General features: G+C 44.1%; 20 protein-coding genes. 2 read left to right on the top strand and 18 right to left on the bottom strand.

Annotated features, from left to right (window positions below; translation table 11 throughout):
* Positions 1 to 106: 106 nt before the first annotated feature.
* The 6 genes from namA to KNL20_RS15960 all read right to left on the bottom strand — a co-directional run bounded on the left by namA (position 107) and on the right by KNL20_RS15960 (position 6,151).
* On the bottom strand, positions 107 to 1,135 hold the full coding sequence (gene namA / locus KNL20_RS04060; RefSeq protein ID WP_230399354.1) for an NADPH dehydrogenase NamA: 1,029 nt from the start codon (positions 1,133 to 1,135) through the stop codon (positions 107 to 109).
* A 125-nt stretch (positions 1,136 to 1,260) separates the two neighbouring features.
* On the bottom strand, positions 1,261 to 2,589 hold the full coding sequence (locus KNL20_RS04055) for an MATE family efflux transporter (protein WP_230399353.1): 1,329 nt from the start codon (positions 2,587 to 2,589) through the stop codon (positions 1,261 to 1,263).
* On the bottom strand, positions 2,586 to 3,437 hold the full coding sequence (locus KNL20_RS04050) for a class II fructose-bisphosphate aldolase (RefSeq protein WP_230399352.1): 852 nt from the start codon (positions 3,435 to 3,437) through the stop codon (positions 2,586 to 2,588). The genes KNL20_RS04055 and KNL20_RS04050 overlap by 4 nt, the downstream gene beginning before the upstream one ends.
* Before the next feature lie 43 nt (positions 3,438 to 3,480).
* Entirely contained in the window at positions 3,481 to 4,992 is a 1,512-nt protein-coding gene (locus KNL20_RS04045; RefSeq protein ID WP_230399351.1) for a CoA-acylating methylmalonate-semialdehyde dehydrogenase, read from the bottom strand.
* A 235-nt stretch (positions 4,993 to 5,227) separates the two neighbouring features.
* Positions 5,228 to 5,968 carry a hypothetical protein gene (locus tag KNL20_RS04040; protein WP_329957501.1) on the bottom strand — a complete coding sequence of 247 codons (741 nt, stop codon included), beginning with the start codon at positions 5,966 to 5,968 and terminating at the stop codon, positions 5,228 to 5,230.
* A gap of 36 nt (positions 5,969 to 6,004) precedes the next feature.
* Positions 6,005 to 6,151, bottom strand: coding sequence for a hypothetical protein (locus tag KNL20_RS15960; RefSeq protein ID WP_329957500.1), 147 nt, complete (start codon positions 6,149 to 6,151; stop codon positions 6,005 to 6,007).
* Between the two features lie 400 nt (positions 6,152 to 6,551).
* Here KNL20_RS15960 and KNL20_RS04035 point away from each other — a divergent pair, with 400 nt between their 5' ends.
* Positions 6,552 to 7,319, top strand: coding sequence for a DeoR/GlpR family DNA-binding transcription regulator (locus tag KNL20_RS04035; protein ID WP_230399350.1), 768 nt, complete (start codon positions 6,552 to 6,554; stop codon positions 7,317 to 7,319).
* A gap of 160 nt (positions 7,320 to 7,479) precedes the next feature.
* Here KNL20_RS04035 and KNL20_RS04030 read toward each other — a convergent pair whose 3' ends face one another.
* The 11 genes from KNL20_RS04030 to KNL20_RS03980 form a co-directional block, all read right to left on the bottom strand.
* Entirely contained in the window at positions 7,480 to 7,965 is a 486-nt protein-coding gene (locus KNL20_RS04030) for a DUF2961 domain-containing protein (protein WP_230399349.1), read from the bottom strand.
* A gap of 161 nt (positions 7,966 to 8,126) precedes the next feature.
* The gene (gene xylB / locus KNL20_RS04025) at positions 8,127 to 9,641 is read right to left on the bottom strand and encodes a xylulokinase (protein WP_230399348.1); all 1,515 of its coding nucleotides are present in this window, start codon (positions 9,639 to 9,641) and stop codon (positions 8,127 to 8,129) included.
* A 48-nt stretch (positions 9,642 to 9,689) separates the two neighbouring features.
* A complete protein-coding gene (locus tag KNL20_RS04020; RefSeq protein ID WP_230399347.1) occupies positions 9,690 to 10,415 on the bottom strand; it encodes an AlkZ-related protein in 726 nt (241 codons plus the stop codon).
* A complete protein-coding gene (locus KNL20_RS04015; RefSeq protein ID WP_230399346.1) occupies positions 10,405 to 10,932 on the bottom strand; it encodes an N-acetyltransferase in 528 nt (175 codons plus the stop codon). The genes KNL20_RS04020 and KNL20_RS04015 overlap by 11 nt, the downstream gene beginning before the upstream one ends.
* Positions 10,933 to 11,058: 126 nt before the next feature.
* Entirely contained in the window at positions 11,059 to 11,199 is a 141-nt protein-coding gene (locus KNL20_RS04010; protein ID WP_230399345.1) for a hypothetical protein, read from the bottom strand.
* A 65-nt stretch (positions 11,200 to 11,264) separates the two neighbouring features.
* Complete coding sequence (locus KNL20_RS04005) at positions 11,265 to 13,139, bottom strand: carboxypeptidase regulatory-like domain-containing protein (protein WP_230399344.1); 1,875 nt, start codon at positions 13,137 to 13,139, stop codon at positions 11,265 to 11,267.
* The gene (locus KNL20_RS04000; protein ID WP_230399343.1) at positions 13,114 to 17,670 is read right to left on the bottom strand and encodes an endo-alpha-N-acetylgalactosaminidase family protein; all 4,557 of its coding nucleotides are present in this window, start codon (positions 17,668 to 17,670) and stop codon (positions 13,114 to 13,116) included. Before KNL20_RS04000 ends, KNL20_RS04005 begins: the two co-directional genes overlap by 26 nt.
* Before the next feature lie 45 nt (positions 17,671 to 17,715).
* A complete protein-coding gene (locus KNL20_RS03995; protein ID WP_230399342.1) occupies positions 17,716 to 17,883 on the bottom strand; it encodes a DUF6903 family protein in 168 nt (55 codons plus the stop codon).
* 12 nt (positions 17,884 to 17,895) lie between these two features.
* Complete coding sequence (locus tag KNL20_RS03990) at positions 17,896 to 18,771, bottom strand: carbohydrate ABC transporter permease (RefSeq protein ID WP_230399341.1); 876 nt, start codon at positions 18,769 to 18,771, stop codon at positions 17,896 to 17,898.
* 14 nt (positions 18,772 to 18,785) lie between these two features.
* The gene (locus KNL20_RS03985; RefSeq protein WP_230399340.1) at positions 18,786 to 19,679 is read right to left on the bottom strand and encodes a carbohydrate ABC transporter permease; all 894 of its coding nucleotides are present in this window, start codon (positions 19,677 to 19,679) and stop codon (positions 18,786 to 18,788) included.
* An 85-nt stretch (positions 19,680 to 19,764) separates the two neighbouring features.
* Positions 19,765 to 21,150, bottom strand: coding sequence for a carbohydrate ABC transporter substrate-binding protein (locus KNL20_RS03980; RefSeq protein WP_230399339.1), 1,386 nt, complete (start codon positions 21,148 to 21,150; stop codon positions 19,765 to 19,767).
* A gap of 231 nt (positions 21,151 to 21,381) precedes the next feature.
* On the opposite strand from KNL20_RS03980, the gene KNL20_RS03975 reads away from it, so the two are divergent.
* On the top strand, positions 21,382 to 22,236 hold the full coding sequence (locus KNL20_RS03975) for an AraC family transcriptional regulator (RefSeq protein WP_230399338.1): 855 nt from the start codon (positions 21,382 to 21,384) through the stop codon (positions 22,234 to 22,236).
* Here the strand turns inward: KNL20_RS03975 and gnpA are convergent.
* Positions 22,233 to 24,395 (bottom strand): 1,3-beta-galactosyl-N-acetylhexosamine phosphorylase, encoded by a 2,163-nt coding sequence (gnpA, locus tag KNL20_RS03970; protein ID WP_230399337.1) that lies wholly within the window; start codon positions 24,393 to 24,395, stop codon positions 22,233 to 22,235. The genes KNL20_RS03975 and gnpA overlap by 4 nt on opposite strands.
* Positions 24,396 to 24,835 lie beyond the last annotated feature (440 nt).

The following is a 24,835-nucleotide window of genomic DNA, read 5'->3' as shown; positions in this document are numbered from 1 at the left end:
CTTCACACTCTTCTTAAGCCAGTCGTCCACTGTTCAAACTCTTCCCCTGTTTTGGCTGACTTTTCCTTTATCTCAATTTTCTTGAAATCATCCATCTTGTTTACCTTCACTTTCTTGTATTGAATCCGCGCAAATACTGTTCCGGCCAGGGGTATTCGATGTTCAAATCGCGTGCCGTATGAAGCACCCAATATGGATTGCGCAGAAGTTCTCGCCCAAGTGCAACGAGGTCTGCACGGCCTTCACCCAGTATTTCCTCTGCCTGATGAGGTTCTGTAATCAGCCCGACTGTAACTGTCGGAATTCCGGTGGCTCGTTTCAGCTCCTCCGCAATCTTCACCTGATAACCGGGATAAATCGCAGCCGGAGGTGTAGGCACTACTCCACCTGTACTGACGTCCAGCACATCAATATACGGCTTCACCAATTCAACAATTCTGATCATTTCCTCGGGATGTATGCCCTCCTGCTCATAATCTTCGGCTGATACACGCAGCAAAACCGGTTTTCCCTCCGGCCAGACCTGGCGCACCGCCTGCAGCACCTCAATCAAAATACGACATCTGTTTTCCGTTGTTCCACCATAACTGTCTGTACGGTAATTTGTCAACGGTGATAAGAATTCACTGAGCAGATAGCCATGCGCTCCATGAATCTCAAGCGCATCAAATCCTATTTCGGATGCCCGCTTTGCAGCACTTCCAAATGCATTGACAACGGCATGAATATCGTCTTCCGTCATTTCTTTCGGCATCGGAGAATTCTGATCAAATGGAATAGCACTGGGCGCATAAATTGTTTCTTCCTGTGCCTCGCACTTACGTCCTGCATGATTGAGCTGAATTGCTACTTTTGCGCCCTGTTTCTGGCAGGCAGTAACAATCGGGGCAATTGCCTTTGCCTGATTCTCATTCCATAGACCGAGACAATGGTCGGAAATACGGCCGCACGGCAGCACACCGGTTGCCTCCAGGATAATCAATCCAACCTGCCCTACCGCACGTGAAGTGTAATGTGTAAAGTGGAACTCTGTCGGCATGCCATCGTTTCCTGCACTGTACATGCACATGGGAGGCATAACGATTCTATTGCGCATCGTCGTATCTTTTACCGTAAATGGTTTAAATAAATACATCTAATCTTCACCCTTCCTTTCTTCTCACTTTATCCTAATAGTGTTCTGATAAATACTATACCATAACGGATTCCAGTTTTAAAGCGCTTCGGGCTCAGATAAATAGCGGATAAATAGACTACAGTTTAAGTCCTTGTTAGTTTTCTCATCCAGTGTCCATAGTTCGTCTTGATAAAAACAGGTACACACTTAAAAACCTGATCTGCATTCAGACAGGCAAGAACCACAACCGGAGCTGCTTTTTTTACAAATGCCATGTACCATGAGAGGGGCAGGACGATAACCCAGATACTGATAATATTCATCACCAATATAAAAGCAGGGCTTCCGCCACCTTTTATTATCCCCTCGCTGGTGGGCATCTGATAGCCCATCCCTATATAGACGGCACTCATAAGAATCAAAAATTGATTTGCCATATCCTTTGTCTCCGGGCTGAGATTATAGTACTTCAGCACCGGTACTCGGATAAGATACAAAATAAGCGCCCCGGCGAAAGCCGTAATTAAAAATACGATTTGCAGCTTTTTAGATGTTTCCTTAACGGCTTCGGAATTTCCTTCGCCGATTGCCTTGCCAACCATGACCCCACCTGCCAGCGCACTGCCGGTAACCGCCGCCTTGACGAGTAAAAACAAATTGGAAGAAACTGCATTCGCACTCCGGGCTGTACTGCTCATATTACCCAAAATCACCGTCTGCAAAGCAGTGCTGATTCCCCAGACAAGTGCCATGATAAAAAGAGGCAGCAGAACCTTTAGATAGTCCTTAAAAAGCCCCGGGGTAACAGAACGTAATTTCTTTACCCAGGTTACATCTGTTTTTTTTAATGTATAGATAACCACAAGTGCACATTCCACCACCCGGGCCATCAATGTGGCAAGTGCAGCTCCTTCAATCCCCAGCACAGGAAAACCAAACTTTCCATATATCAGCAGATAATTAAAAAATCCGTTGATGCAAAGAGCTGCCACCGAGGTACATAGACCGATTTTTACCATCTCGCGGCTTCTTAAGAAGCCCAGTAAAATCGTGGATACCATGAAAAAGCCATAAGATATTCGTATAATTGCGAGATACCTTTCAGCTTCTTTTAAAATAACCTCATCTTTGGTAAACAGAGCCAGGATGGACCTGTCAAATAAACTGACAATCGCAAAACAAATAACACAGACCACCGCCCCCACTGTCAATGCACACTTGGCGATATCATAGTTTTGCTTTTCCTTTTTCTCTCCCCAATACTGGCTGCCAATCATTACAGCCGCCTCAGCAAGTGCTGTAAGCACCTGCTGATAAACAAATTGTATTTGGTTGACGACTGATGCTCCGGCCATAGCCTGTTCACTATACCCGGCCAACATCACATTATCCAGTAAATTTACACTGAGGACGATTATATTTTGCAGCACGATAAAAACGCTTAGTTTTAGAAATGTCTTATAGAATCTCATACTGCACCTGTAAAAGCATGATGAAAGACTTTCATATGACGTTTTACATTTTCATAAGTGCCTTCAATCATTGCCTTGTCTAAATCAAAGTAATTATAACTGTCATTATCGGTAAAATACCGGCGGGCATACTCCGTCAGGCTGTTAAAACTGGCCGTGGCAATATTTATTTTTCGGATCCCCAGAGAAATCGCTTTTTGGAAATCCTCATCCGTGATGCCGCTTCCCCCATGCAGCACCAGAGGAATATCAACTGCTTTGTTAATTGCCTTTAACACCTCAAACTGGAGCCTGGGTGCGGCCGGATAATTACCATGTGCATTGCCTATGGCGATGGCCAGGGCATCAATACCGGTTTGCTCCGCAAAGACCCTTGCATCATCAGGATCGGTACACTTAATGCCATGATTGCTGCTCCCGTCCTCGCTGCCGCCGACCAGCCCCAGTTCGGCTTCAACCGTCGCTCCAAACGTCCTGGCAAGCCGGACCACTTCCTGTGTTTTGGATATATTATCCTCAAACGGTCTGGTGGAAGCATCCAGCATTACCGAGGTAAATCCCATATTTAAAGCTGCTTTTACTGTTTCTATGGTCAGTCCATGATCCAGGTGGACAGCGATATCAACCTTGGCCTTTTGGGCCGCACTCACCATCATCGGCCCAACAAATGCAAGGGGGGAATTCTTAAGCCTTACCTCCGCTATCTGTAAAATTATCGGAGTCTGAAGTTCTTCCGCCGCCTGTACTGCCCCCATAATCATCTCCATATTTCCGACACTGAAGGCGCCTATGCCAACCCCCTTTGTCTCAGCCTGTTCCAACAATTTCTTCATTTTTACCAGTGCCATGTACAACCCCCCCTACTGGCCATTTTTCACTTATGTAAAGCATTTAGATCGTTCCATCCCAGGTAGAAGTTTTTTCTTTTTTCCCTTCTTCTTCATCGAACCAGGTTGTCGTTACCACTTTTGTCTCGGTATAGAAGCGATAGCCGTCTTTGCCCAGGCAATGCAAATCACCAAAGAAGGAATTCTTATGACCGGAGAAGGGATACATTCCTACCGGCACCGGAATACCGACATTGATTCCAACCATACCTCCGTCCGTATGTCTTACAAATTCACGTGAATAGTAACCACTCTGCGTATAGATTACGGAACCGTTTGCGAATTCATTACGATTCATCAGTTCTAAACCTTCCTCAAAGTTTTTAACCCTTTTGATACAAAGAACCGGTCCAAAGATTTCTTTATCACCGATACTCATCTCCGGAGTCACCTTGTCAAAGATAGTTGGTCCCAGATAAAAACCCTTTTCAAAGCCTTCGACCGTAACCTCACGGCCATCCAATATCAGTTCGGCGCCTTCATCAATTCCTTTCTGAATCCAATTAAGAATGGATTCCTTGTGCCCTGCATTGATTACCGGACCCAGCTGCGTGGACTTATCATATGCCGGACCAACCTTCAGATTAGAGGCCAGTTCTTTTATCTTAGCTACTAATTTATCAGCAATACTTTCCTGTACAACAACTACCGGCAAAGCCATACATCTTTGTCCGCCACAGCCAAAGGCTGAATTGATGATTCCGGCAGCGGTTCTCTCAATGTGGGCATCCTCAAGCACCAGTGCATGATTCTTAGCTTCGCAAAGAGCCTGTACTCTCTTGCCGTTGCTTGCTCCCATCTGGTAGATATGCTTTCCTACAGATGTTGAACCGACAAAAGAAATACCCCTGATATCCGGATGACTTAAGAAAATTTCTGATTCCTTTCTTGAACACGTTACGATATTCAGGACACCGTCCGGCAAACCTGCTTCTTTGTATAATTGGGCAAAGCGCAGTGCACTTTGAGGATCAAAAGTAGCTGCCTTAATTACAATCGTATTTCCACAGGCAATACACATCGGGGTCATCCAGCCCATGGGAATCATCGCCGGAAAATTATAAGGAACGATACCGGCAAATACACCTAATGGTTCCCGGTAAAGGACAGTATCATAACCCTTAGAGGCATCCATGGTACTCTCACCCATCATTAAAGAGGGTGCGGCAATCGCCTGCTCAGTTCCTTCTTTCGCCTTTAAAACATCGCCCATTGCCTCAGCCCAGTTTTTTCCGTTCTCTCTCGCTACCAGTTCGGTCAGCTCGTCCATGTGCTCAATAATCAAATCTCTCAGTTTATAAAGAATCTGGACCCTTTTGACTACCGGAGTTGATGACCATCCCGGATAGGCCGCCTTAGCCGCATCAATAGCTGCCTCTACTTCCTCTACTGTACAGCAGGGAACTTTAGCGATTACTTCACCGGTACTGGGGTTAAATGCGTCTGTGTACTTCTCCGTCTTAGACATAACATATTCCCCATTAATAAATGGGGATAAGGTTTTCACTTCTGCCATTTCTACTTCCTCACTTTCTTATTTTATTTTTGATAATATTTTGGAGTTTTTTTGTTGTGATATTATCATCTGTTGATTATTTTATGGTTTTATTTTATAACCTTTTTTCTAAAAATGCAATCAATATTTGAAAAAAGATTCACAATTCGATTCTCCCCGACGAGACATAAGCCAAAACACAGCCCATGATAACTGCATTTTGGCTTATTCATATTGTTCGAAAGAAATTGCAGACTTAAATCCCAAATTCCTTAAATAATTGCTCTTGATATCCTTTGTCTGAAACGGCTCTTATAATATCGTCTGTTCTTCCTGCCGCTGCCAGCTTCTTAATTAATTCATTTACTCTCGTTCTGCCTTCTTCTCTACCTTCTTTTCTACCTTCTTCTCGTCCTCTTTCTATTCCTTCTTCCAATCCCTCTTCCATTGCCTCTTCTCTTAAAGCCTGCATAACCTTTTCTTCGTTATATTCATAAATGCTCATCTTCTTCGCCTCCGCTCTGTTCCTTCTTAAAAAATCTTCCAGAATCCCTTCAGCAATACACTCTGTAATCGCCTTCTCCACCGCATCCGCAATGGGCATTGATTTTTGATAGCTCCTGATTCTGCTCACATATTCTGCATAATCACATAACGTCTTACTTCTTTTCATCAATTCTACGTTGTGACCTTTATTGATATTCAGCATAAGAGCCTTTAGCTCCAGGGATGGCTCACCCTCCGGTATCTGGAATGCGTCCGAAAGCTTTAATTCCTGACGCTCCGGCTGTAGTTCCTCTCCATTATAAAAGACGATGAACCGGGGTGTTGGGAGGGCTATTAGCTTTGAGCCATACAGGTTTGCATCCCTTGTCAGGTTTGAATACAAATCCGCTATGTAAAACAAATTACGCAGCGGCAGATTCGGATTGTAAGTGGACTGATGTTCATACATGGTGAGCCTGGAATCAATCAGGAACGATATGTCATTACGCATAGATAAGTATATGGCATTTTCCAGTGTATTGATTTCTTACAGTTCCGGGTCTGTATACGTGGTTTCGTTGAATGCATTATAAAGTTCCAGCAATTCTCTTTTACTGCTGAAAATCATTCTGAAAATCCGGTCTTTATACATGGGGTTCACAGATACACGAACAGTGTTACTCTTTTGTGCCATAGATATGCCTCCTTAGAAATGGAGCAGGAGATTCCCCTTGTCATGTACACTGTCCTGGAAATCTCTCTGCTGAATGATGGGTGATGGGTGATAGTTAAGCATTGAGATTTCTTAATAAATACCGGTTTTTAGAAATGATATCAGATGCGAGTACACGCACAGAGAATGTTAGAAATATAATGCTTTTTTTCATTCTAACACAGACCGTCTATTGATTTCAACTTCTAATTCTTATAATTTCTTTCCCTTTTCTCTAAAAATGCAATCCATATTTGCAAAAAATGTTCACAAAATCCTATTTTTATATTAAGATGATACCAGGGCCAAAAGGTCTTGCGTTTCATGCTTGCATGAAAAAGCATGACTTTGGGATCCTCACATCATAAGCAGGGAGGCAAATATGCGAACAGAAAGAATCGACCAGGTCGAAGAATATATACTTACAAATAAAACTGTAACAATTGATAAATTATGTGAAGCTTTTAATGTTTCAAAAAATACGATTCGGCGGGATATCGGACAACTTTTAGACCGGGGCAGAATTAAGAAGGTCTATGGCGGGGTAACTGCACTTTCTGATTCATCCCTCATACCTCTGACCCCCTATAGTCTGCGAAATACCACTTTTGAAAGCGAAAAGGACTTGATTTGCAGGCAGGCCGCCAGCTTCATCGAGGACGATGACCTTATCTATATAGATACCGGCACCACAAGCCAAAACATGATCGACTATCTGGGGAATAAAAAATGTACTATCATCACTAATTCACTCCAGGTTGCCATCAAAGCGGTTAATTATCCGAATATTACGCTCATCTCTTTATCCGGGAAATTAAAACGCGAAACGCTTTCCTTTGTCGGCAGCACCGTAGAGGAAGCGCTGAAAACTTATAACATTGGCAAAGCTTTTTTATGCTGCACCGGGGTTACTATTAAAAATGGCCTGACAAACGCTTCCATGGATGAGTATCAAATTAAGAAAATTGTAGTAGAAAACAGTCAATGCCGCTACCTGTTGGCGGATCATACCAAATTCGGGAAATTTTCATTGATGACCTATAGTCCGTTATCCGACATTGAACATGTGATTACCGATCAGAAGCCATCAACAGATTACATGAATTTCTTCATTACGCACGACATTAACTTACACATTACCGGAGAATGAGGATTTTTTCAAAAACAGTGGAGCCCTCTAAGCCCCACTGTAAATTCAACGGTCCATTCGCTGTTCTGCGGATATCATCTTCTTATATGGTTTATGCGGCTCTCTCTGATACCAGTATGCCACTGAAGAAATATCTTCACCTAACGGCCTGTATCCTTCCCTATTCCATATACCAGTCACTATTCAGTGCATTCCATGCCAGATATGTGCCGACATAGCACCCTTCTCCTTCTATACCTTCTAAGATTGTATAGGTCGGTTTGTCAAAGCAGGTCATCCCTCGGTTATAAACAACATGAAAATACATAGTTTCCTCCGGTATTTTATAAAGCTGATACATCACCCGATAGGCAATGCAGGAGATATCTTCTGTTCCTTCGTGTGTCAGAGTAATTCTCGCATGACTCTTAAAAGGCATCTGCCAGTAGCTGCTATAGGCATTTCGCGGCAGCGCAAGTATTACAGCCGATTGCACTGCATGCTTGTGTTCATCAAATCCATTTGCGAAAAACATCCCCACGGGTGCTTCTACAGAAGGAACCTCTTCATTATCCCAATAAATGCGCAGTACCAGTTCACTTAATTTTACATGATCTGTAGTGAAAAATATTTCTGTTATACAGCCCGGTCCCTTGATATCAGCCAATATTTTCGTTTCACCGGGTTTCAACTGTAAAAACGGATGAACCTTAAGATTCTTTCCGCCGTCTAATGTCTGTCCAACATCCTCCCACCTGCAGGCACCGCCGGGCACCCCGGTGGGATTTTCGGCAGATATCTGTCTGGTAATTCAAATACGGTAATTGATCAAGCATCTCCACTCCTCCTTTGCATTTGTGCTAAGCGCTCCAGTTCCTTTGTGTTCGCAGTATTAACCTCTTTAAAAATCTGGTATAACTCTTCATACAGTTTCACCTTCTCGGGATCTGGAACAACCGGATTCAAATGATACGAGACGACTTCCCCGCATCCCTTTTTCAGGCTGTCATAAATGCCGGCCCCCACTCCTCCTGTGATAGCGGCCCCTACTGCTGCATTTTCTCTTACTTTAGAAATGTACAATGGCTTATCAAGAATATTTGCCAGAATCTGCATCCAAGTGGCACTATGCGTTCCGCCTCCGGAAGCAATCCATTTTACAGGAGCCGGTACTACCTGCGTACATGTTTCCATCGCCTCCCTCAGAGCAAATGAAACTCCTTCCATCACAGCCCGTATGAGATCATCCGCTTTCGTTTCCATCGACAGACCCAAAAATCCGCCTCTAAGCAGAGGATTCATATGGGGTGTTCTTTCTCCGTTCAGATAGGGAAGAAATATAAGGCCTTTGCTCCCGGCAGGTACTTTCTCTGCTTTCCTGCCAAGTTTTACAAAATCATCTTCGCCCAGTAGATTACCGACCCATTTCAGGCTTAAACCGGCAGACAGGATTGCCCCCATAGAAAACCACAGATCCTCTTGTGCCCCACAGAAGGTATGCATATTAAAATCCGGATTGCCCACCGGCCGGTCTGCAGGAATGAAAATCTGGCCACTGCTTCCGATTGTCACAGTAGCCATGCCGGGGTTAAACACACCATTTCCCAGTGCCTGCATGATTTGGTCTCCCCCTCCCACACATACAATTGTTTGGGTTGAGAGGCCTGTCTCCTTTTCTGCCGCATGCGAAATCTTTCCTGCCGGAAATGTTGATTCCCGGACCGGTGACAGAAACTCCGGCGATATATCAATGCAGTCCAATGCCCTTTTCCACCAACATTTTTCCTTCATATCATAAAGAAGCGTAGCAGAAGCATCTGAATAATCCGTACTGATTACGCCGGTCAGCCGAAACAAGAGATAGTCTTTTGGTGATAGTATATATCTGATTCGTCGGAATCGGTCTGTCTCATTCTTCTTCATCCAGTACAAGGACGCCAGCTGAGATCCGGTGAAAATCGGATTCATGAGATGGTTTAAAACATGTTCTCTTCCCAGAAGCGCATATAACGCTTCTACCTCCACATCAGACCGGGCGTCATTGTGTAAAATTGCAGGCCGTATCAGTTCTTTTTTTTCGTCTAATAGGATCAGTCCATGCATCTGCCCGGAAAAACTAAGAGAGGCGATCTCCTGCGCTTCTACTGATGATTTATGCAGGCATTCCCGTATTGTTTTTACACAGGCCAGCCACCATATCTCCGGATCCTGTTCCATATGACCAGGCTGCGGTGAACTTACATCATATTTGCATGTTGATATCGCGATGATTTTGCCGTCTCTTTCCATAATTACGGATTTCAGGCTTGATGTTCCCAAATCAATTCCCATTAAATAGTTCATGTGTCTGCTCCTCCTGATAGTTTAGAATAACAGAAACCTTTATTTCCCCTATATTTTCCTTAACATCCCTGAATTCTTTTCCGTGGCATCCGGATACAATTCCTGAATCCGGTTCATAATCCGCTGCCTGGATTTTTGCGGTTCCTCTTTATATGCTGCCGTTACGTTCTGGTAACTCCAAAGTTGTTCCGGCATGGAATAGACGGCTACCGGCCATCCGTATTCCTCCCCCTTTTTATTTCGTTTTCTTTGAAAATCGCTCATAACCAGATACGTCTGCATCTGCAATTCTGTGACCACACCATCAAAATTCTTCTCTCCGCCTTTTCCAAATCCTGCACCTCGTTTGATATCAGAGGACAGCAGTAGCTTGTTCTCCTTAAATAAATCCATAATTTTATGAGCACGTCTGTTTGCTCTTCCATCTTCATAAAGGCTGTCAAAATCGTAACCATCACGTCTGTAGTTCGCAAAATATGGAAGCCATTCCAGAGAAATAAATCCTGCTTTCTTATTAAAGAACTTCCCATAAGCAACACACTCACTTTTTGCAATGCTTATGCGCCACTCCCACGGATCATGCTCCGCATCTCCCGACCACCAGTATTCCGGAGCCGTATGTTCTTCTACAGAAAAGCCAGGAATATCATTTTGAAACAAAGGCAGAAAGCCGATTTTATTAATAAAAGAAATTAATTCGTCTGCTGTTCGGATTCGTCTCTGATCATCCCATGCAAGCCCATGCATAATCCACTCACCATGTTCATTTCCCATGAATTTTTCCCTCCGCCATTCTTTCAAATGCAATCCGTGGACTGCCATTAGCTGTGAATATTATTCCGCATTGTTTAAACCCGTTTTTCAAAATCAAATGCTGCATGATTTTATTATCCTCATGCGTATCTATCCTCAGATGGGATATGGTTTTGGAACAGTATTCCATAATATTCTTCACTAACCCCTTTTGCGTTCCATCACCTGCTACTCTGTGAATAAATCCGTAAGTGCTGTCAGATATCCATGAACCATTTTCTATATGCTGATATGTAGGGTCTTCACCAATTGCAAATACGAATACGCCGTGCACATCTCCCTCTGTCTCATATACATACAATTGTTCTTTCTCTATATCTTCAATGATTTGTTCTTTCGGAGGGTAATGCTGTCCCCATTGCCCGGGATTGCCCTGAGAAGCCATAAACCTTCTTGCCGTTTCATATATGGAAGAAATGACCCCCAGATCATTTATATTTGCTTTTCTTATCACTTTGCTTTTCTTGTCTTTTGCCATATTGTTAAAATCCTTTAGATGTATTTTCTTTTAATTATAATCCCACCGTATCCTGTTGATCATTATACACCATTTATTTTTTAAGGACAATATTGCCCCCCAGCGAATTGCCGGGGGGCAGTGTTTTCATTTATACTTTTTAACAATCCAGTGCATAGTTTCCCATTTACTTCCCACATCCTGAACCAGTTTGAGCCGTGCCCTGCAGCGATCAGGGTTCTGACCCTCCATCGGATCCGCCGATTTCTCGAAGGCACGCTTCTTCATCCCACAGTTTCCCCGGATATATCCTTTCTGCTTTCAGGTTTCTGATTGCCTCTTCAACCAGAAGATTATTTCCGAAGACGTCTTTTTCTTACAAGTATGAATGTTATACATCCACATCCAAGTGCCAGAACCATAAGCACTGCCCACACTGCTATATTTGTCGTATCACCGGTCTTAACCTGCTTATTCGTAATCGGCTTACTGCCTCCACCTGACGTATTGCTTCCGTCCGGCTTACTGCTTCCATCCGTTTTATCATTCTCATTATCCGTCTGTGCCTTTGTCTTCTTGAGACCATCTATAGATTCCTGGAGTCTCTTTTCTGCTGCGTCTACATCAGCCTTCGTTGCATTCGGATCTTCCACCGTTTCTTTTGCAATTGCAAGTGCGGCACGCAGTGGGCTGACTGTTTGCGCTGTATACTCGTTCAGATCCAGTTTTTCAACTTTTTTGATTAACCCTTCCAGTTTACTCTTATCCGGAATTTCGCGTAGTGCAAAAATAGCATTCTGCAGAGTACCGTAGGCGGAATCTACTTTTTCCTGAATTGCCTCTTTGTCAGCAAGAACTGCTCTTGCTCCTTCCAGAGCTGCCTTGAAGCTCTCGGCCGTTACCGGCGTATACTGATCACTCTTTGCCTCATATTCCCCGGCCTCTTTCACAAGTTTCTCAAGCCTGGACTTGTCAACCGGAATTTTTTCGAGCGCATCTATTGCATTCTGCAGTGCATCTTTTGCTGCATCGATTTCATCTTGAAGTGCATTTTCATTTGCAAGCACTCCTTTCGCAGCATCCAAAGCCTCCCGGACACTTTTTACAGTCTCCTCAGTATAGACACCTTCAAGCTGCATACCCTCCACACACTCGGCAAGAACCTTAAGACTCTCACTGTTTCCGATATAAGACAGCATATGAACCATATGAAGTAATGCTTTGTAAGCTTCATCTACCTCAGTCTGAGATGCATGCTCCTTGTCATTCACAGCGATTGCTTCCGTAAGTCTCTGCTCAAATAGAGTTTTTACAGCCGGAACGACATACTGATATTGTGGCTCTTGCTTCTGACTTTCTGCATATGAAATCAAGTCCTGCAGCTCTGTTTTTACAGCCTGCCCTATAACAGCCTTATCCACTACCACGTAGTCATCCCCTGTTACTACCGTTACCGGAATTTCTTTTACGAATTCACCACTGGTGATTCTCACCTGATATTCTCCAATTTCGATATTTTTGAACTTATAATTTCCAAGCGCATCCGTTGTCGTCTTCTTCAGGACATCCCCGCTGTTATTAAGCAGTTCAACCAATGCATTTTCGATTACCGTGCCATCGGTGTTAACCACGTTTCCTGCAATATTCTGCAGATTGCCTGCAGGAAGATCATAGGATGTTACTTTTACATTGTCCACATATACCGTATGGCTTTGTCTTGAATTGAGGCCTACATATCCTGCCCCTGACGGCATTCCGCTCATCGTCTGCCGGACGACCAGAGTTCCGTTCACCCAGAGGGAAGCTGTGTTGTCGACAATCTCTGCTTTCAGGTGCATGGCTGTATTCGCCGCAAATTTATTTCCCGCGTGCATATCTGACCATGTGTTTCCGGAGCCATTCCAGTATTCCGCAAACCATGTATCTGCAGTGTCTCCTGTTCCGAGATAAACTCTATGTGTCATATCGGTTGCTCTGAGCAGGATGCCAATACGGGGAGCCTCCTTTGCAGACGTGATATCCATCTCCACGCAGCCGTTTTTGAACTGCGGAGCCATTGTCTCATATGCATTCGCATGTCCGCCGCCCGGAAAGACAATCTTTGTCTGTCCGCTTTCCACGCTAATTGCCGTACTTGCGTTGTTACCTGCAAGATTATCCCACGTCTTCACACCATCATCATAGTTATTTTCATAATCTGCCTCATCTCTTGTCAGCGGAGGAAGCATAACGTTCCCCCGGAAGTACATAGCTTCCCTTTACATCCGTCTTTGTCTCAACACCCTTATCATCGAAAACAGTTACTTCAGAAAGTCCGTATCCTGTCTCATCTGTAACCTGCCCTCTTACGGTGACTGCAACTGCCTCCAATGTATCCACTGCATCTGCAAGCGTCTGTTTTGCATCGTCTACTGCACTCTGCTCTGCCTCGAAATTATCCAGAACTTCATTCGCAATATTCAATGCGTCTGCAAACGTCTTCCATGACTTCGCAGTATAATTGACTTCATAGTGGCCGCTGTTGTCTTTTACAAGCTTCTCCAAATCAGCTTTTTGAACATTTGATTCCTCAATTATAAGGTTGTCCAGGATAAAATCTTTGTAACCACCGAAGTATGCCTCATTACCGGAGGTTCCCTTCGTATCCGCTTCTTCGGTTGTAGAATAGATACCAATCCACGACTGATTTCCTTCTTTACCTGTCAGATGGAACTTAAATGTCTGCGGCTGTGCGCTCTCAATATCCGTTGCCTGCAGTTTATATTGCGCGAAGTTACTTCCATTGGATTCTCCGTTGCCTACGACGAATGTATACGTGTTATCGGACCCCATCTCGTAATCAAAACTGATGTTATAGGTAACTCCCTCCTTAAATCGGAAATTCTGAGGGATTGTCTGGTACACCAGTCCTCCTTGCGATGCAAGTCCATTTGTCTTGACCGACCAGTCTCCTTCAATCACATCGTCCAGCTTCTTCACCCCATACCAGCCTGCCTGTGTGTACGGCTCATGTTTCTCGGAAAGATGTGTTCTGTTATCGCTGACGTCCTCAACATTACCAATCACAAACGGGAATAATCCCTGAGGTACTGCTTCAAATGTCTGTTTCAGCTTCGTTTCTGACAGAAATGGGTTAAAGTTTCCATCCTTCTCTGTCTCTCCAAACATATTATTTACAACCCTTACATCATCAAAATATGTCTTCCCGTCACCTGCTTCGCGTTTCAACGTAAGCGTTACTTTCTTGCCTTCCTCCGGTGCTGTAAAGAATACATACAGATTCTGGAAATAGCTTCCGGCTCCCCGTACCGTTGCATTGTTTGTATTATGTGCATAGGACAGCAGATAATTCTTCGCTATGGAGCGCTCCGTATAGTTGGAAATCACTTCTCCGTCCACAGAAACTTCAATATATGCCTTTGCATCCGAACGGTTATCTACACCTACATATGCCGCATACCCCTTTCCCGGTATCAGGTCTGTAACTTCCTGCGTTAAGGAAACTTCTTCGTCTTTGTCACCTGTGCTCAGCATCATGTTGTTTGCCGCACTCCTGACAATCTCAGCACTTTTTCCCTGGATATCCCAGTAATCCAGTGTGCCGCTGTTGAAGCCTGTATCCACGATATGTGCTCCCTTGCTCCATGTCAGGTCTGCGGCCTTGATTCCTTCACCAACTCCGGCCTTATGAATGACATATGGAACGCTTGCCTCGGCAGTAATCGTAATTCGGTTCCCCGAAATAGCTGCAATACTGCTGCATTTTTCCTTACCGGTCTCTGTCAGCTTATAGATCTCTGCCCCTGACCAGCCATCCGGGAGCTCCCATGTCGTTGTTCCGCCTGCCTGATTCCAGTGGTAAAGTTTCGCTTCCTGCTCCTCCAGTTCCTCACCGTCTGCATCCCAGAACCAGGGAATGAGATATGTCTCACCATCCAAAATGGTTCTGCCATTGTAAGTCATGATTCTATGTCTGTAGTCGGAGGAGGAACCCTCTGTAGACTTTCTGGTAACTACAACTGTATTTTCTTTTGCGTCATCTTGAAGGGTGATTTCCTTCTCAGGTGTCCATGCGGTTCCGCCTACTGTCGTAGTCTCTCCGTTCACCCATTTCATTACTTTATAATGCTGCAGGAACTTTGTGGAAAGGTTATCGTCAAACAGATTCTCAATATATCCTTTGTAATCGTTACGTCCTTGCCAGCCTTCGAAATCCTTCATATCATATCCGCCTAAAAGCGGCTCTACTGCGGCTCCACCGTAACTCGGATAATCACCTACCCATGAATCTTTCTGATGATTGCGGATAAAGCGTGTAATATAACTGTTGATTCCCTTGGAACTTGCACCTCCGTATGTCAGGTCTGCTGCCCAGTGCTGGAAGGTAGAATCGTATTCGTTCGCATGTCCCCACTCACTTGCAAGTCTCCATCCGCATGTCTGCGTGATTTCTTTTGCGATCTGACGGCTTGCCCATGTTCCGTTGTCTCCTGACTGTCCGTTGCCCCATACGTCAACATAGATAAAGTCCAGGTCATTGTCTTCTCCGCCGAGTTCCTCCCAGAGATCTGTAAAACGCTGTTCACGTCCATTTCTCAAATCATAGTCGGCATCAATATTAACACCCTGATCCAGCCAGTTCCATCCATAGGATAGACTTCCATCCGAATTCTTTTTCAGCCTGTCCGTTTCAAAATACTTTGATTCCGGATAAGTCTCAGATGCGTTGACATGGATACCGAACGTGGCACCGATTTCCCTGCCCTGTGCAAGGAGCTTCTTCATCTCTTCCGCACCGCCGATACGCCTTCCAATATCCGCATAGTTCAGGTGCCCCGAGTCATGTCCCTCACTTCCGTATCCTTTTAACAGGATGCTCTGTCCAAGCCCGTCTGTGTTTAGATATACCTTCTGTGCATTATCATAAGTCATCAGAAATGGATTTTGTGCATGACTGTTAAAGTTCATTGCAATACGAATCGCCACACGGTCGGGCACCAGTTCTGAACCAACCGGGTTGTTCATGATTGTACGATATGCAACCGCTCCATCCTGCCAGTCAATTGTCCCATCATTATTCTCATCCCCGGTAATCACAACCTTGGTGGAGGGCATCTCATAATCCTTATTCTCAATCCTGTGAACCGCACTTTTCTGGTACGTCCAGTATGTACTGCTAAGTCCAGTCTCCTTCACACCGTCAACGCTACTTGTAACCGCCGTTACTCTCTGCCAGTCCGCAGTTACGTTGTTTTCCGAATTGCTCCAAAGTCCTGCACTTAACGCATCCGTAGAAAGAAATGCATACATGTATCCACGTTTGCCTTCATTCTGTGCGCTTACAGAAGAGTATGTATCCCCGCTTGCCGTTGTATTGGTAGACATGTTGGCTCCTGCGAAGGTTGCTCCAGGCTGGCTGGCCTTTGCAGTTACAAGGTTGTGATTCGGAATCTCAACCGTCAGGACGCTTCCTGCTGCAGCATCAATACGGGTAATATCAAAACTCAAAGTATTATCCTTTACCTCCAATGCTGCCGTAATTACCGCATGAATCCCCTGTTCATCAACCGTCATAACATAGGTTGCTTTGCTGTCAGAATTCTTTGTGAATTCTACAGTTGGCGTTACCATCACTTTATTGTTGAGCTTGAGTTGTGTCAGCTTTGTTGTCTGCCCGTAAAATTTCTTTCCATCATCCTTCCCGCCCTTCATCGTATAACCGATTACCTGTGGAAATGTACTGGAAATGTCTGCATCCATCTGATCCGAAGACAGGCACTCATCTCCTTCAAATTGAATATCGGAATCTTTTGTCAGAATAATATCATCCGCCGTCACGTCTTCCTCTTCTACGGTAATGACTGACGTACCCGCCTGATATCCCTTCAGCGCCGCAGATATGGTATACGTTCCGCTTCCGATATTCTCAAATGTATAAGTCCCATTCACGTCCGTGGCCGTAGTGACTGTCCCAAGCGTCACCTCTGCACCATAGACCGAATTCTCATCTGCGTCTTTGACCTGTCCGCTCACAGTTGCCCGGACATGCTTTACTTCTTCCTCGTAAAGTTCCCCACGTCCTGTTGTCTGCAGCTCCCATGTATCAGTTCCTTTTTCTACAACAACATTGCCCTCTCCGTCTTTTATTTCAACGTCTTTAAAGGAAATATCTGTGGCAGTTTTGCTCCAGGAACCAATACGGAAACCCAGTTTTCCTTCGTGCAGCCCATCATACACGGTCTGGGGAATGGAAAAGCTTGCACTTGCCCCATCTGCCGTTACCGTGTAGTCCAAAGCATCCCATGCGATGGAAATCTTCATCTCCTCGCCTGCATTTGGCGGAGTCGGAAGTCCTTTGATTGACGGATAGTTATTTCCCGCCCCTTTATACTCGTAGAACCAACCCGTAGCATTATATCCAATCGTCATGTAGGTTGTATTATCCTTAATATAAGGTCCAACATTAAATCTGGTATTGCTCTGTGCATCCCCCGGTTTTAATACAAAAGAGAGTTCACCGGCCTGCATTCCCTCAGTGCCTTCATTCGTATTAAGCAGAATTGCGGCATTACTGCCATTGTCATTCTCCTCTCCACTCTTAAAGTGGCGCCAGATTTCTGTGACTGCACGCTTCCCGCTCTCTTCTATCGCTGTTTCCGGTGCAGCCAACACCGTTGCCGGTATTGCTGCTGCAATCTGCGCCGCAGCCAGTACATACACCAGCAATCCCCTGAATATTTTACTTTTTCTTCTACTCATATCTTCTCCTCATAAATCAAAATACCTTTTCCTATGCCTGTCCATCTACCGGTGCGCCCTATTGTAAACATAAAGCAATCCGATCAGTCCGCAAATGCCTGCCAGCATCCACAGAAGATGTACCGGCCCCACCGTTTTCCGGTGAACGATAATGAGAGCCAGACATACAATAAAGAAAGCCAGTTCCAGGATTGTCATCATCCATTTTTTCATATCGTCCTCCTCTTATCCCTTCAGCCCACCAAGGCTCATTCCTTCTGTAAGCTTCTTCTGTACACAGATATACAGAATCAGCACCGGAAGCATTACAATTACCAGTCCCGCATAGAGACGTCCGTAGTTTGCCGCTGCCTGCTGTGCCTGCATCAGCCGCATAAGACCTACCGGTAATGTCTGCTCTTCCCCTGTCAGAAGAGTCATTGCAATAATGTACTCATTCCAGAAACTTAAGAAATTAAACAGAATCACTGTGATAATACTCGGACGTGCCATCGGCATCATAACCCGCAGCATCGTTTTCCAATAACCACACCCATCTACAAAAGCTGCTTCTTCGTAATCTTTCGGAATCGTTGCAAAAAATCCCGAAAGCAGATAGATTGTAAAAGGAAGTGCCGTAGCAGCATACACAAGTGCCACGACAAACATATTATTCAGGAAAAACCCCCTGCCAATCAGATTTTTCAGCCACTTGTCTCCATTCACAAACATAAGGAAAATCGGAACAACAATATAATTGACATTAATGAACAGTCCGCCCATGAACATGATATTGCAAAGCTTGCTTCCTTTGAACTTATATCTTGCAAGCACATAAGCTGCCGGAAGAGCGATTATGAGCAGAAGCAGCAGTGCCATCCCTGTCACAAGCACTGAATTCAGAAGATAGTCACCCATTTTCGCTTCCTGAAATGCATCAATAAAGTTCTGTATGTATACACCCTTCGGCAACATCCATGGATTACCATAGAATTCCGAATTCTCCTTAATTGAAGCAAGGAATACCCACCCTACCGGTACAAGGATTATGACTGCCAATATTACCAGCAACAGATAAATAAAGGCTTTATATAACCTGTTTTTAATCTTTGTCTTTCCCATCCGCTCTCTCCCTCCTAGAATTCCAGAACTTCACGTTTCGTTGCAAGATTTATTAGTCCCGCAAGCCCAAAAGAGAACAAGAATACGATTACGCCAATCGCCATACCATATCCATATGATGAATTCGTATACGCCTGACCGTACATGTAACTTAAGAATACCTCGCTTGCTCCGTCCGGTTTACCCCCTGTCAGCGCTTTTACGAAGAGAAAACTCAAGTTGATCGTACTGATAATAAAGAATGTCAGCGTTGTACGGATATTATTCCAGATTAACGGGAGCGTAATATGAAAGAACTGATAGACTCTTCCCGCTCCCTCCAGTCCTGCCGACTCATACAGGCTTTCCGGCACACTCGACATACTTGCCATATACATCACCATATAATATCCGATTGCCTGCCATACCATCGCAATCATCAGACTATAGATAACCAGCTTTTGATCTCCAAGCCAGAGAATCGGTGTCTTTCCCTCTTCTCTGAATATAGAAATAATACTATTCATAAGACCCTGATTCGGATCATAAATTGCAGAAAAGATTGCTGAAATAACTACAACCGACAGAATGTTCGGAATATAGAATACAATCCTGAAAAAGTTTTGTCCTTTGATCTTCTCTCTGGAGAGGATAGCCGCAAACAAAAGTGAAAGTCCCATCGTTACAATTGTCACCAATACAATTAACAGAATCGAATTCTGGAATGAGCGGTAGAACTTTGCGTCCTGAAACAAAATCTTAAAATTGTTCAATCCGACAAAGGTTTTCGTATTTGAAAAACCGCCCCATTTGTACAAAGACATCTTAAAAACATTAATTGTAGGAATGAGCATAAAAATAATAAACAAAATGACCGCCGGAAGTACACATGCCGCAATAAAACCGGTTTTGCCTTTTCTATTTTTCACACATCTTTCTCCTTCTTTTTATAAAGGCAGAGGCATATATACCCCTGCCTGTTCTATCGGCTGTACTATACCCATCTTAAGGGATTTATTTCATTGCCTCTCTTAACAAATCACTTGTCTTTTCAACATCACTCTGCCATTCTGCTACCGTCTTATCTCCGCTTACAATACTGTCAACGGCCTTAAACAGGCTGTCTGCCATAGATACGCCCTCCACAGGTTCCGTAGCTGCAAATCCGCCCATGACTGCAACAGCTGCGTCATTATCATAGATCTGATAGTATAACTGTTTGTCGGCATCCAGCTTGTCAGAAATACCATTGATTGGCTGTATTGCACCGGAATCGGCAAAAATTTCTGCTGCCTTATCTGAATACATAAAAGCAATCCACTCTTTAGCAAGATCCTGATTTTCAGCCTCTGCCGGAATCCACATCTGCTCAAAGAACGTAAAGGAAGATGGTTTTTCACTCTTCGCTACTGCCGGAACTGCGGTAAAGCCCCATTCAAATCCGTCTTTCCTCGGCGCATCCGCCATTTCGTCCGGAAGCCATGTTCCATTGGGACAGAAAATTGCTTTGTTATCCAGAATCAGCTGCTGGTTCTTGGTAAATCCCTCGTCATTTGCATTACCAACGGTTGTCGGTTCAACATATTCCGCAAGTTTTCCGATCGTCTCAAATACCGCTGTCGCATCATCACTCTCCCAGACCCCATCTTTATAAGTCATGCAGTCATTGTAAAAGTCTGCACCTCCGGATGATTCAAGCAATGCATATGTAAATGCATCAAAGTAACCCGTTGTCGGATAAGTGAACAGTGAAATTCCTTCTGCCTTGGCCTTATCTCCAAGTTCCCACATCTCATCCCAGGATTTCGGAACCTCCCAGCCTTTTTCTTTTAAAAGACCTGCATTGTAGAACAGACCACACGGACTATAGAACATCGGCGCATAATAGGTTTTTCCATCGTTATACGGCATAGTTCCCAGCGTATCGAGAAATCCCGGAAGGATTTTATCCTTCACTTTGACATCTTCTCCGGGAACCGTCATATCCAGCACATCATCCAGAGATGTCAGCCCTTTTTCCTTGGTCAGAGTCTCTGTAAGCGCCGCATCACGTCCCGTAGCCAGATGCACAACATCCGGGTAATCTCCGCTCTTCATTGCCGGAGTGATCTTGTCCTCAAGCTTTTTATCCACCGTGAGTTCTACCTTCACGCCTTCATGCTCCTCTTCAAACGCTTTGGCTATACCATCCCACATGTCGGCACCATAAGCACTTTCCAGTGCTGCCACCTTCAAGGTTTTTCCAGACGATGACGCTTCCGATGATTGCGCTGATGAATTATTGGAAGAGCTCCCTTCTGCTTTGCCCCCTTCGGCGCTGCCTCCGCCGCATCCTGCCAGCCCCGTTACGGCAACTGTAGTCACCAGCCCTGCTGCTACTAATTTTCTTAACTTTTTCAAAATTCATTCCTCCTATCTGGTTTTGACTTTGTTAATTCATATTCTAGCTTAGTTCTTATGCAATTCATATATTAATCTTGTTTACTTTTTTATAGATATTGCTCTTCAACTAAGGAATTTGTTATTTTTTCCATTTTTTATTGTCATATTTTATGTATTCGTTTATAATCAGGATGATAATTTATTTAAAATACACAATGACCTTATATGGTTTTACAGGAAAGAGGTTTTATGGCTTATCAGCGATATCAATTTGAGTTCCGTGAAAATGATGTGCAATCCACCGAGCGGCCGGATCTTAATCTGCTCTATATCAGTCACTCCTGCTCTGACAAACACTGGCAGAGTATCCTGCATGCGCATCCCTTTATGGAACTTTTCTATATTGTAAACGGAACCGGTCTTTTCCGAACCGAAACCGATACCTTTTTTGTCAAACAAGATGATTTGGTTATCATCAATCCTAATGTCATGCATACGGAAGTCAATCAGGAAAAAGAAACACTTGAATATATTGTCCTCGGACTGGATGGCTTTTTCTTCGGTTCTGCCGACAATACCTTTGTACCTTACAGCATTCACAGTCTGAAGAATCACCGAACTGAACTCCTTTTTTTTATGAAATCCATTATTCAGGAAGTCCACGACAAACAGCAGAACTATATTGAGATATGTCAGAATCTTCTTGAAATTCTGATTTACCTGGTGGCACGGATTACCAAATCCAACCCCAACTTTGCCACGATCGATAAAGTCTCCCGGGAGTGCCGCTTTATGGAGCAGTATATGGACGAGCACTTTGCTGATGACATCACACTTGATACGCTCAGTGAACTAACACATATGAATAAGTATTACCTCGTTCATGCCTTCAAAAAATACAAAGGAGTCTCGCCAATCAGTTACCTGATTAACCGCCGGATCAGCGAAGCCAAATCATTGCTTGAATCCAGCGATTTTCCCATATCCAAGATTGCACAGCAGGTTGGGTTTTCTTCGCAGTCCTACTTCTCGCAGGTATTTCGCAAAGAGGTTCACATATCCCCGGGTGCCTACCGGAAGCAGCATGCAAAAAAACCTCTTTAAATTTCATACCAAATAAGTGCACCGGCATCCATCTTTACATGAAAGCTGGTTCCGTCACCCTTATAAATGACTGTCTCCTGTGGTTCATATGTATTGTTTACTGCACAATATTTTCCATTTTCAACATAGGCATGGACTTCTACATTGTAGTTTGTACTGAACCAGCGGTTGATCTGGTCCTCGGAACCTGCTGACCAGAGAATCGCACGATACAGGAGGCGGCTGTTCTCAAAGCTGTATGGAAGTCCGCTGATATACACACATCTTCCTTCACCGAAATTGTTGACTGCCAGCTGTACTCCTTTGTCAATCTGACGGATAACCGTCGTCCCGTCAAATGCGAAAATATTCTTCTTTCCTTCACCGAAATTAATTTCTTCTCCACAGTCTTCTGTTATAAAGTGCTTATGCTCTTGCCAATTGTATTTATCTACGTTCAAAGTATAGCCGGTTTCTTCTTCTACGCCGAGAGCTCCTGCCAATTGGAAGAAATGCCCTTCCCACTGAAATGCAGTAGGCTCGCCCACTCCTATAAATCCACCTCCCCGGTAGATGAATCTTTTCACTGCTGTTATAATTACATCATCTTTCCAGTTCTCGCCTCCGGTATATGCTGTATACGCATCACCGACATTCAAAATTACGTCAATATCAGCCAGAATCTCCGGGTTCCTGCGGATATCTTCAAAGCTTATGAACTTCACATCAAACGGCGCGCCGCTCAAAGCCTCAATCACTCCTGCATAAGAATAATTCTGTTTCTGATAAATTGCATGATGTACCATATGATTTCCCCAGGAACGCGCCCTTCCCCAGCAGTTAAGAACCGCTACATGTTTTACGCAGTACGGTGTTGTCCCTTTAATATTCTTATACAATACCCGGAATTCTTCACACACACGTTCTATATAATCAATGAAATCCGGGAACTTCACCGCCAATTTCAGATATCCGCCGTATCCGATTCTGTCAATCGGTTTTCTAAGAATCGCTCTCCTCGCTGTTATCCAGTTTACCTTTGCCTCCTTCGTCGGATCTCCTCCTTCAAAGAAGGTATCCGGAAAGAAATACGGCAGAAATCTTCCCTCTGTGTATGTAACACCCTTGATGTCACTGATTAATCGAAGTGTCGCGCCGTTACCCACACTTCCCACTACTGCATCCAATCCGATGCTCTTGAATTCATCCATGAACGGTTCCGTTCCAATCCAGTGATCTCCCAGAAACATCATAGCCTCTTTACCGTATTCATGCGTAATGTCCACCATCTGCTTTGCGAGTTTTGCAACCTTTCTTCTCTGAAATCCCTGGAAATCCAGGAACTCCTTCGACGGAATCCGATAAGTATTGTTCATGTAGCCTTGATCGATAATAAATTCCGGTCTGAACTTATAGCCTGCTTCCTTTTCAAATTGTTCCAGAATATACGGACTTACCGATGCGGAATAGCCATACCAGTCTACATATTTTTCCCGCGCAAATTCATCAAAAATCAGTGTGAACTGATGGAAAAATGTAGTGTACCGGATCACGTCAATATGCGGATTTTCCTCTATATATTTTTTTAGACGTTCTATTGTGTATGCCTTCGTTTTCGGCTGACGCACATCAAATGTAATCTGCTTATCTACGTCCTTCCAGTCATTTGTCACCGCATTATACATGTGAACCGGATCCCACATAATATAAGCCAGAAAGCTCACGGTATAATCATGAAACTCTTTCGCATTGCGTATCTCTACATCTCCGCTCTCCGCCTCATAATCCCACTCACTGACCGGAACTACCTCTCCCATCGTTCTGTCTATCACTTCCCACCAACGTCTGATATCATCATGGGCATTGACTGCCAGCATATCCGTATGCAGATGATTCATCAAGTGAATCTTCAATTTATCCGATATCGCCGTATAGAATGGTGTCATAATGTACATCTGCTGGATCTCATCCGGATTTGCTCTTGCCCATGCATTGTCCTTTCTCGTCGTATAATAAGTCGCATACACCTTCACATCCGCATTCCTAAGTTCTTCCGGATAGACTGTGCCATCACAGTCACGAATCGCATCCGCGCCCCAGCGCTTCATAAGCTCCAATGTCTCCGGGATGACATCTGCGTCTGTAGGAATCGTCACCCTCCCTGTCATCCTATCTTCCATCTATACCTCCTCCTTTGCTTTTCATGATGTTGGGCCAGCCTTCTTGACCCTATGATACTGCGGATTGCTCCGCATTTTGCGGTATCATATTCTCAGCCTACTTTTTTTTCGGACATATGTATACCGACTTATTGCTGATTAGTTTAGTTATTTTGCTTATTTTTAGTTTTTGAAAATAAAAGAGAGATGCCGCCCACGTGTTTTTCAACCTGATGGAGCCCATATGTATGGCTGATAAGTTCCTGAAGCCCGCATAGTTACTGGTCGAATCTGCGGAAGCACGACATAATAAAAAACCCGAAATTTACCGGCGCCATCAATCCTGGCTGCGATGTTTTGTTATTTTTCCACAAATATCTTTCTAAAAGAAAAATCCTTGTATAACACTTTCAAAGAGGCTACCGCTCCAATGCGACAGCCTCTTTGAATTCAGTTTCATA

Source organism: Novisyntrophococcus fermenticellae (genome assembly GCF_018866245.1).
Taxonomy (GTDB): Bacteria; Bacillota; Clostridia; order Lachnospirales; family Lachnospiraceae; genus Novisyntrophococcus; species Novisyntrophococcus fermenticellae.
This window is presented reverse-complemented; position numbering and strand designations above follow the sequence as displayed.

Coding starts and splice junctions, on each gene's coding strand:
- KNL20_RS04015 (WP_230399346.1), bottom strand. CDS start 10,932: ATGGCAAAAGACAAGAAAAGCAAAGTGATAAGAAAAGCAAATATAAAT.
- KNL20_RS03990 (WP_230399341.1), bottom strand. CDS start 18,771: ATGGGAAAGACAAAGATTAAAAACAGGTTATATAAAGCCTTTATTTAT.
- KNL20_RS04005 (WP_230399344.1), bottom strand. CDS start 13,139: ATGCTTCCTCCGCTGACAAGAGATGAGGCAGATTATGAAAATAACTAT.
- KNL20_RS04035 (WP_230399350.1), top strand. CDS start 6,552: ATGCGAACAGAAAGAATCGACCAGGTCGAAGAATATATACTTACAAAT.
- KNL20_RS15960 (WP_329957500.1), bottom strand. CDS start 6,151: ATGGCACAAAAGAGTAACACTGTTCGTGTATCTGTGAACCCCATGTAT.
- xylB (WP_230399348.1), bottom strand. CDS start 9,641: ATGAACTATTTAATGGGAATTGATTTGGGAACATCAAGCCTGAAATCC.
- KNL20_RS04020 (WP_230399347.1), bottom strand. CDS start 10,415: ATGGGAAATGAACATGGTGAGTGGATTATGCATGGGCTTGCATGGGAT.
- KNL20_RS03975 (WP_230399338.1), top strand. CDS start 21,382: ATGGCTTATCAGCGATATCAATTTGAGTTCCGTGAAAATGATGTGCAA.
- KNL20_RS04040 (WP_329957501.1), bottom strand. CDS start 5,968: ATGCGTAATGACATATCGTTCCTGATTGATTCCAGGCTCACCATGTAT.
- KNL20_RS04050 (WP_230399352.1), bottom strand. CDS start 3,437: ATGGCACTGGTAAAAATGAAGAAATTGTTGGAACAGGCTGAGACAAAG.
- namA (WP_230399354.1), bottom strand. CDS start 1,135: ATGTATTTATTTAAACCATTTACGGTAAAAGATACGACGATGCGCAAT.
- KNL20_RS03995 (WP_230399342.1), bottom strand. CDS start 17,883: ATGAAAAAATGGATGATGACAATCCTGGAACTGGCTTTCTTTATTGTA.
- KNL20_RS04010 (WP_230399345.1), bottom strand. CDS start 11,199: ATGAAGAAGCGTGCCTTCGAGAAATCGGCGGATCCGATGGAGGGTCAG.
- KNL20_RS04045 (WP_230399351.1), bottom strand. CDS start 4,992: ATGGCAGAAGTGAAAACCTTATCCCCATTTATTAATGGGGAATATGTT.
- KNL20_RS04055 (WP_230399353.1), bottom strand. CDS start 2,589: ATGAGATTCTATAAGACATTTCTAAAACTAAGCGTTTTTATCGTGCTG.
- KNL20_RS04000 (WP_230399343.1), bottom strand. CDS start 17,670: ATGAGTAGAAGAAAAAGTAAAATATTCAGGGGATTGCTGGTGTATGTA.
- gnpA (WP_230399337.1), bottom strand. CDS start 24,395: ATGGAAGATAGGATGACAGGGAGGGTGACGATTCCTACAGACGCAGAT.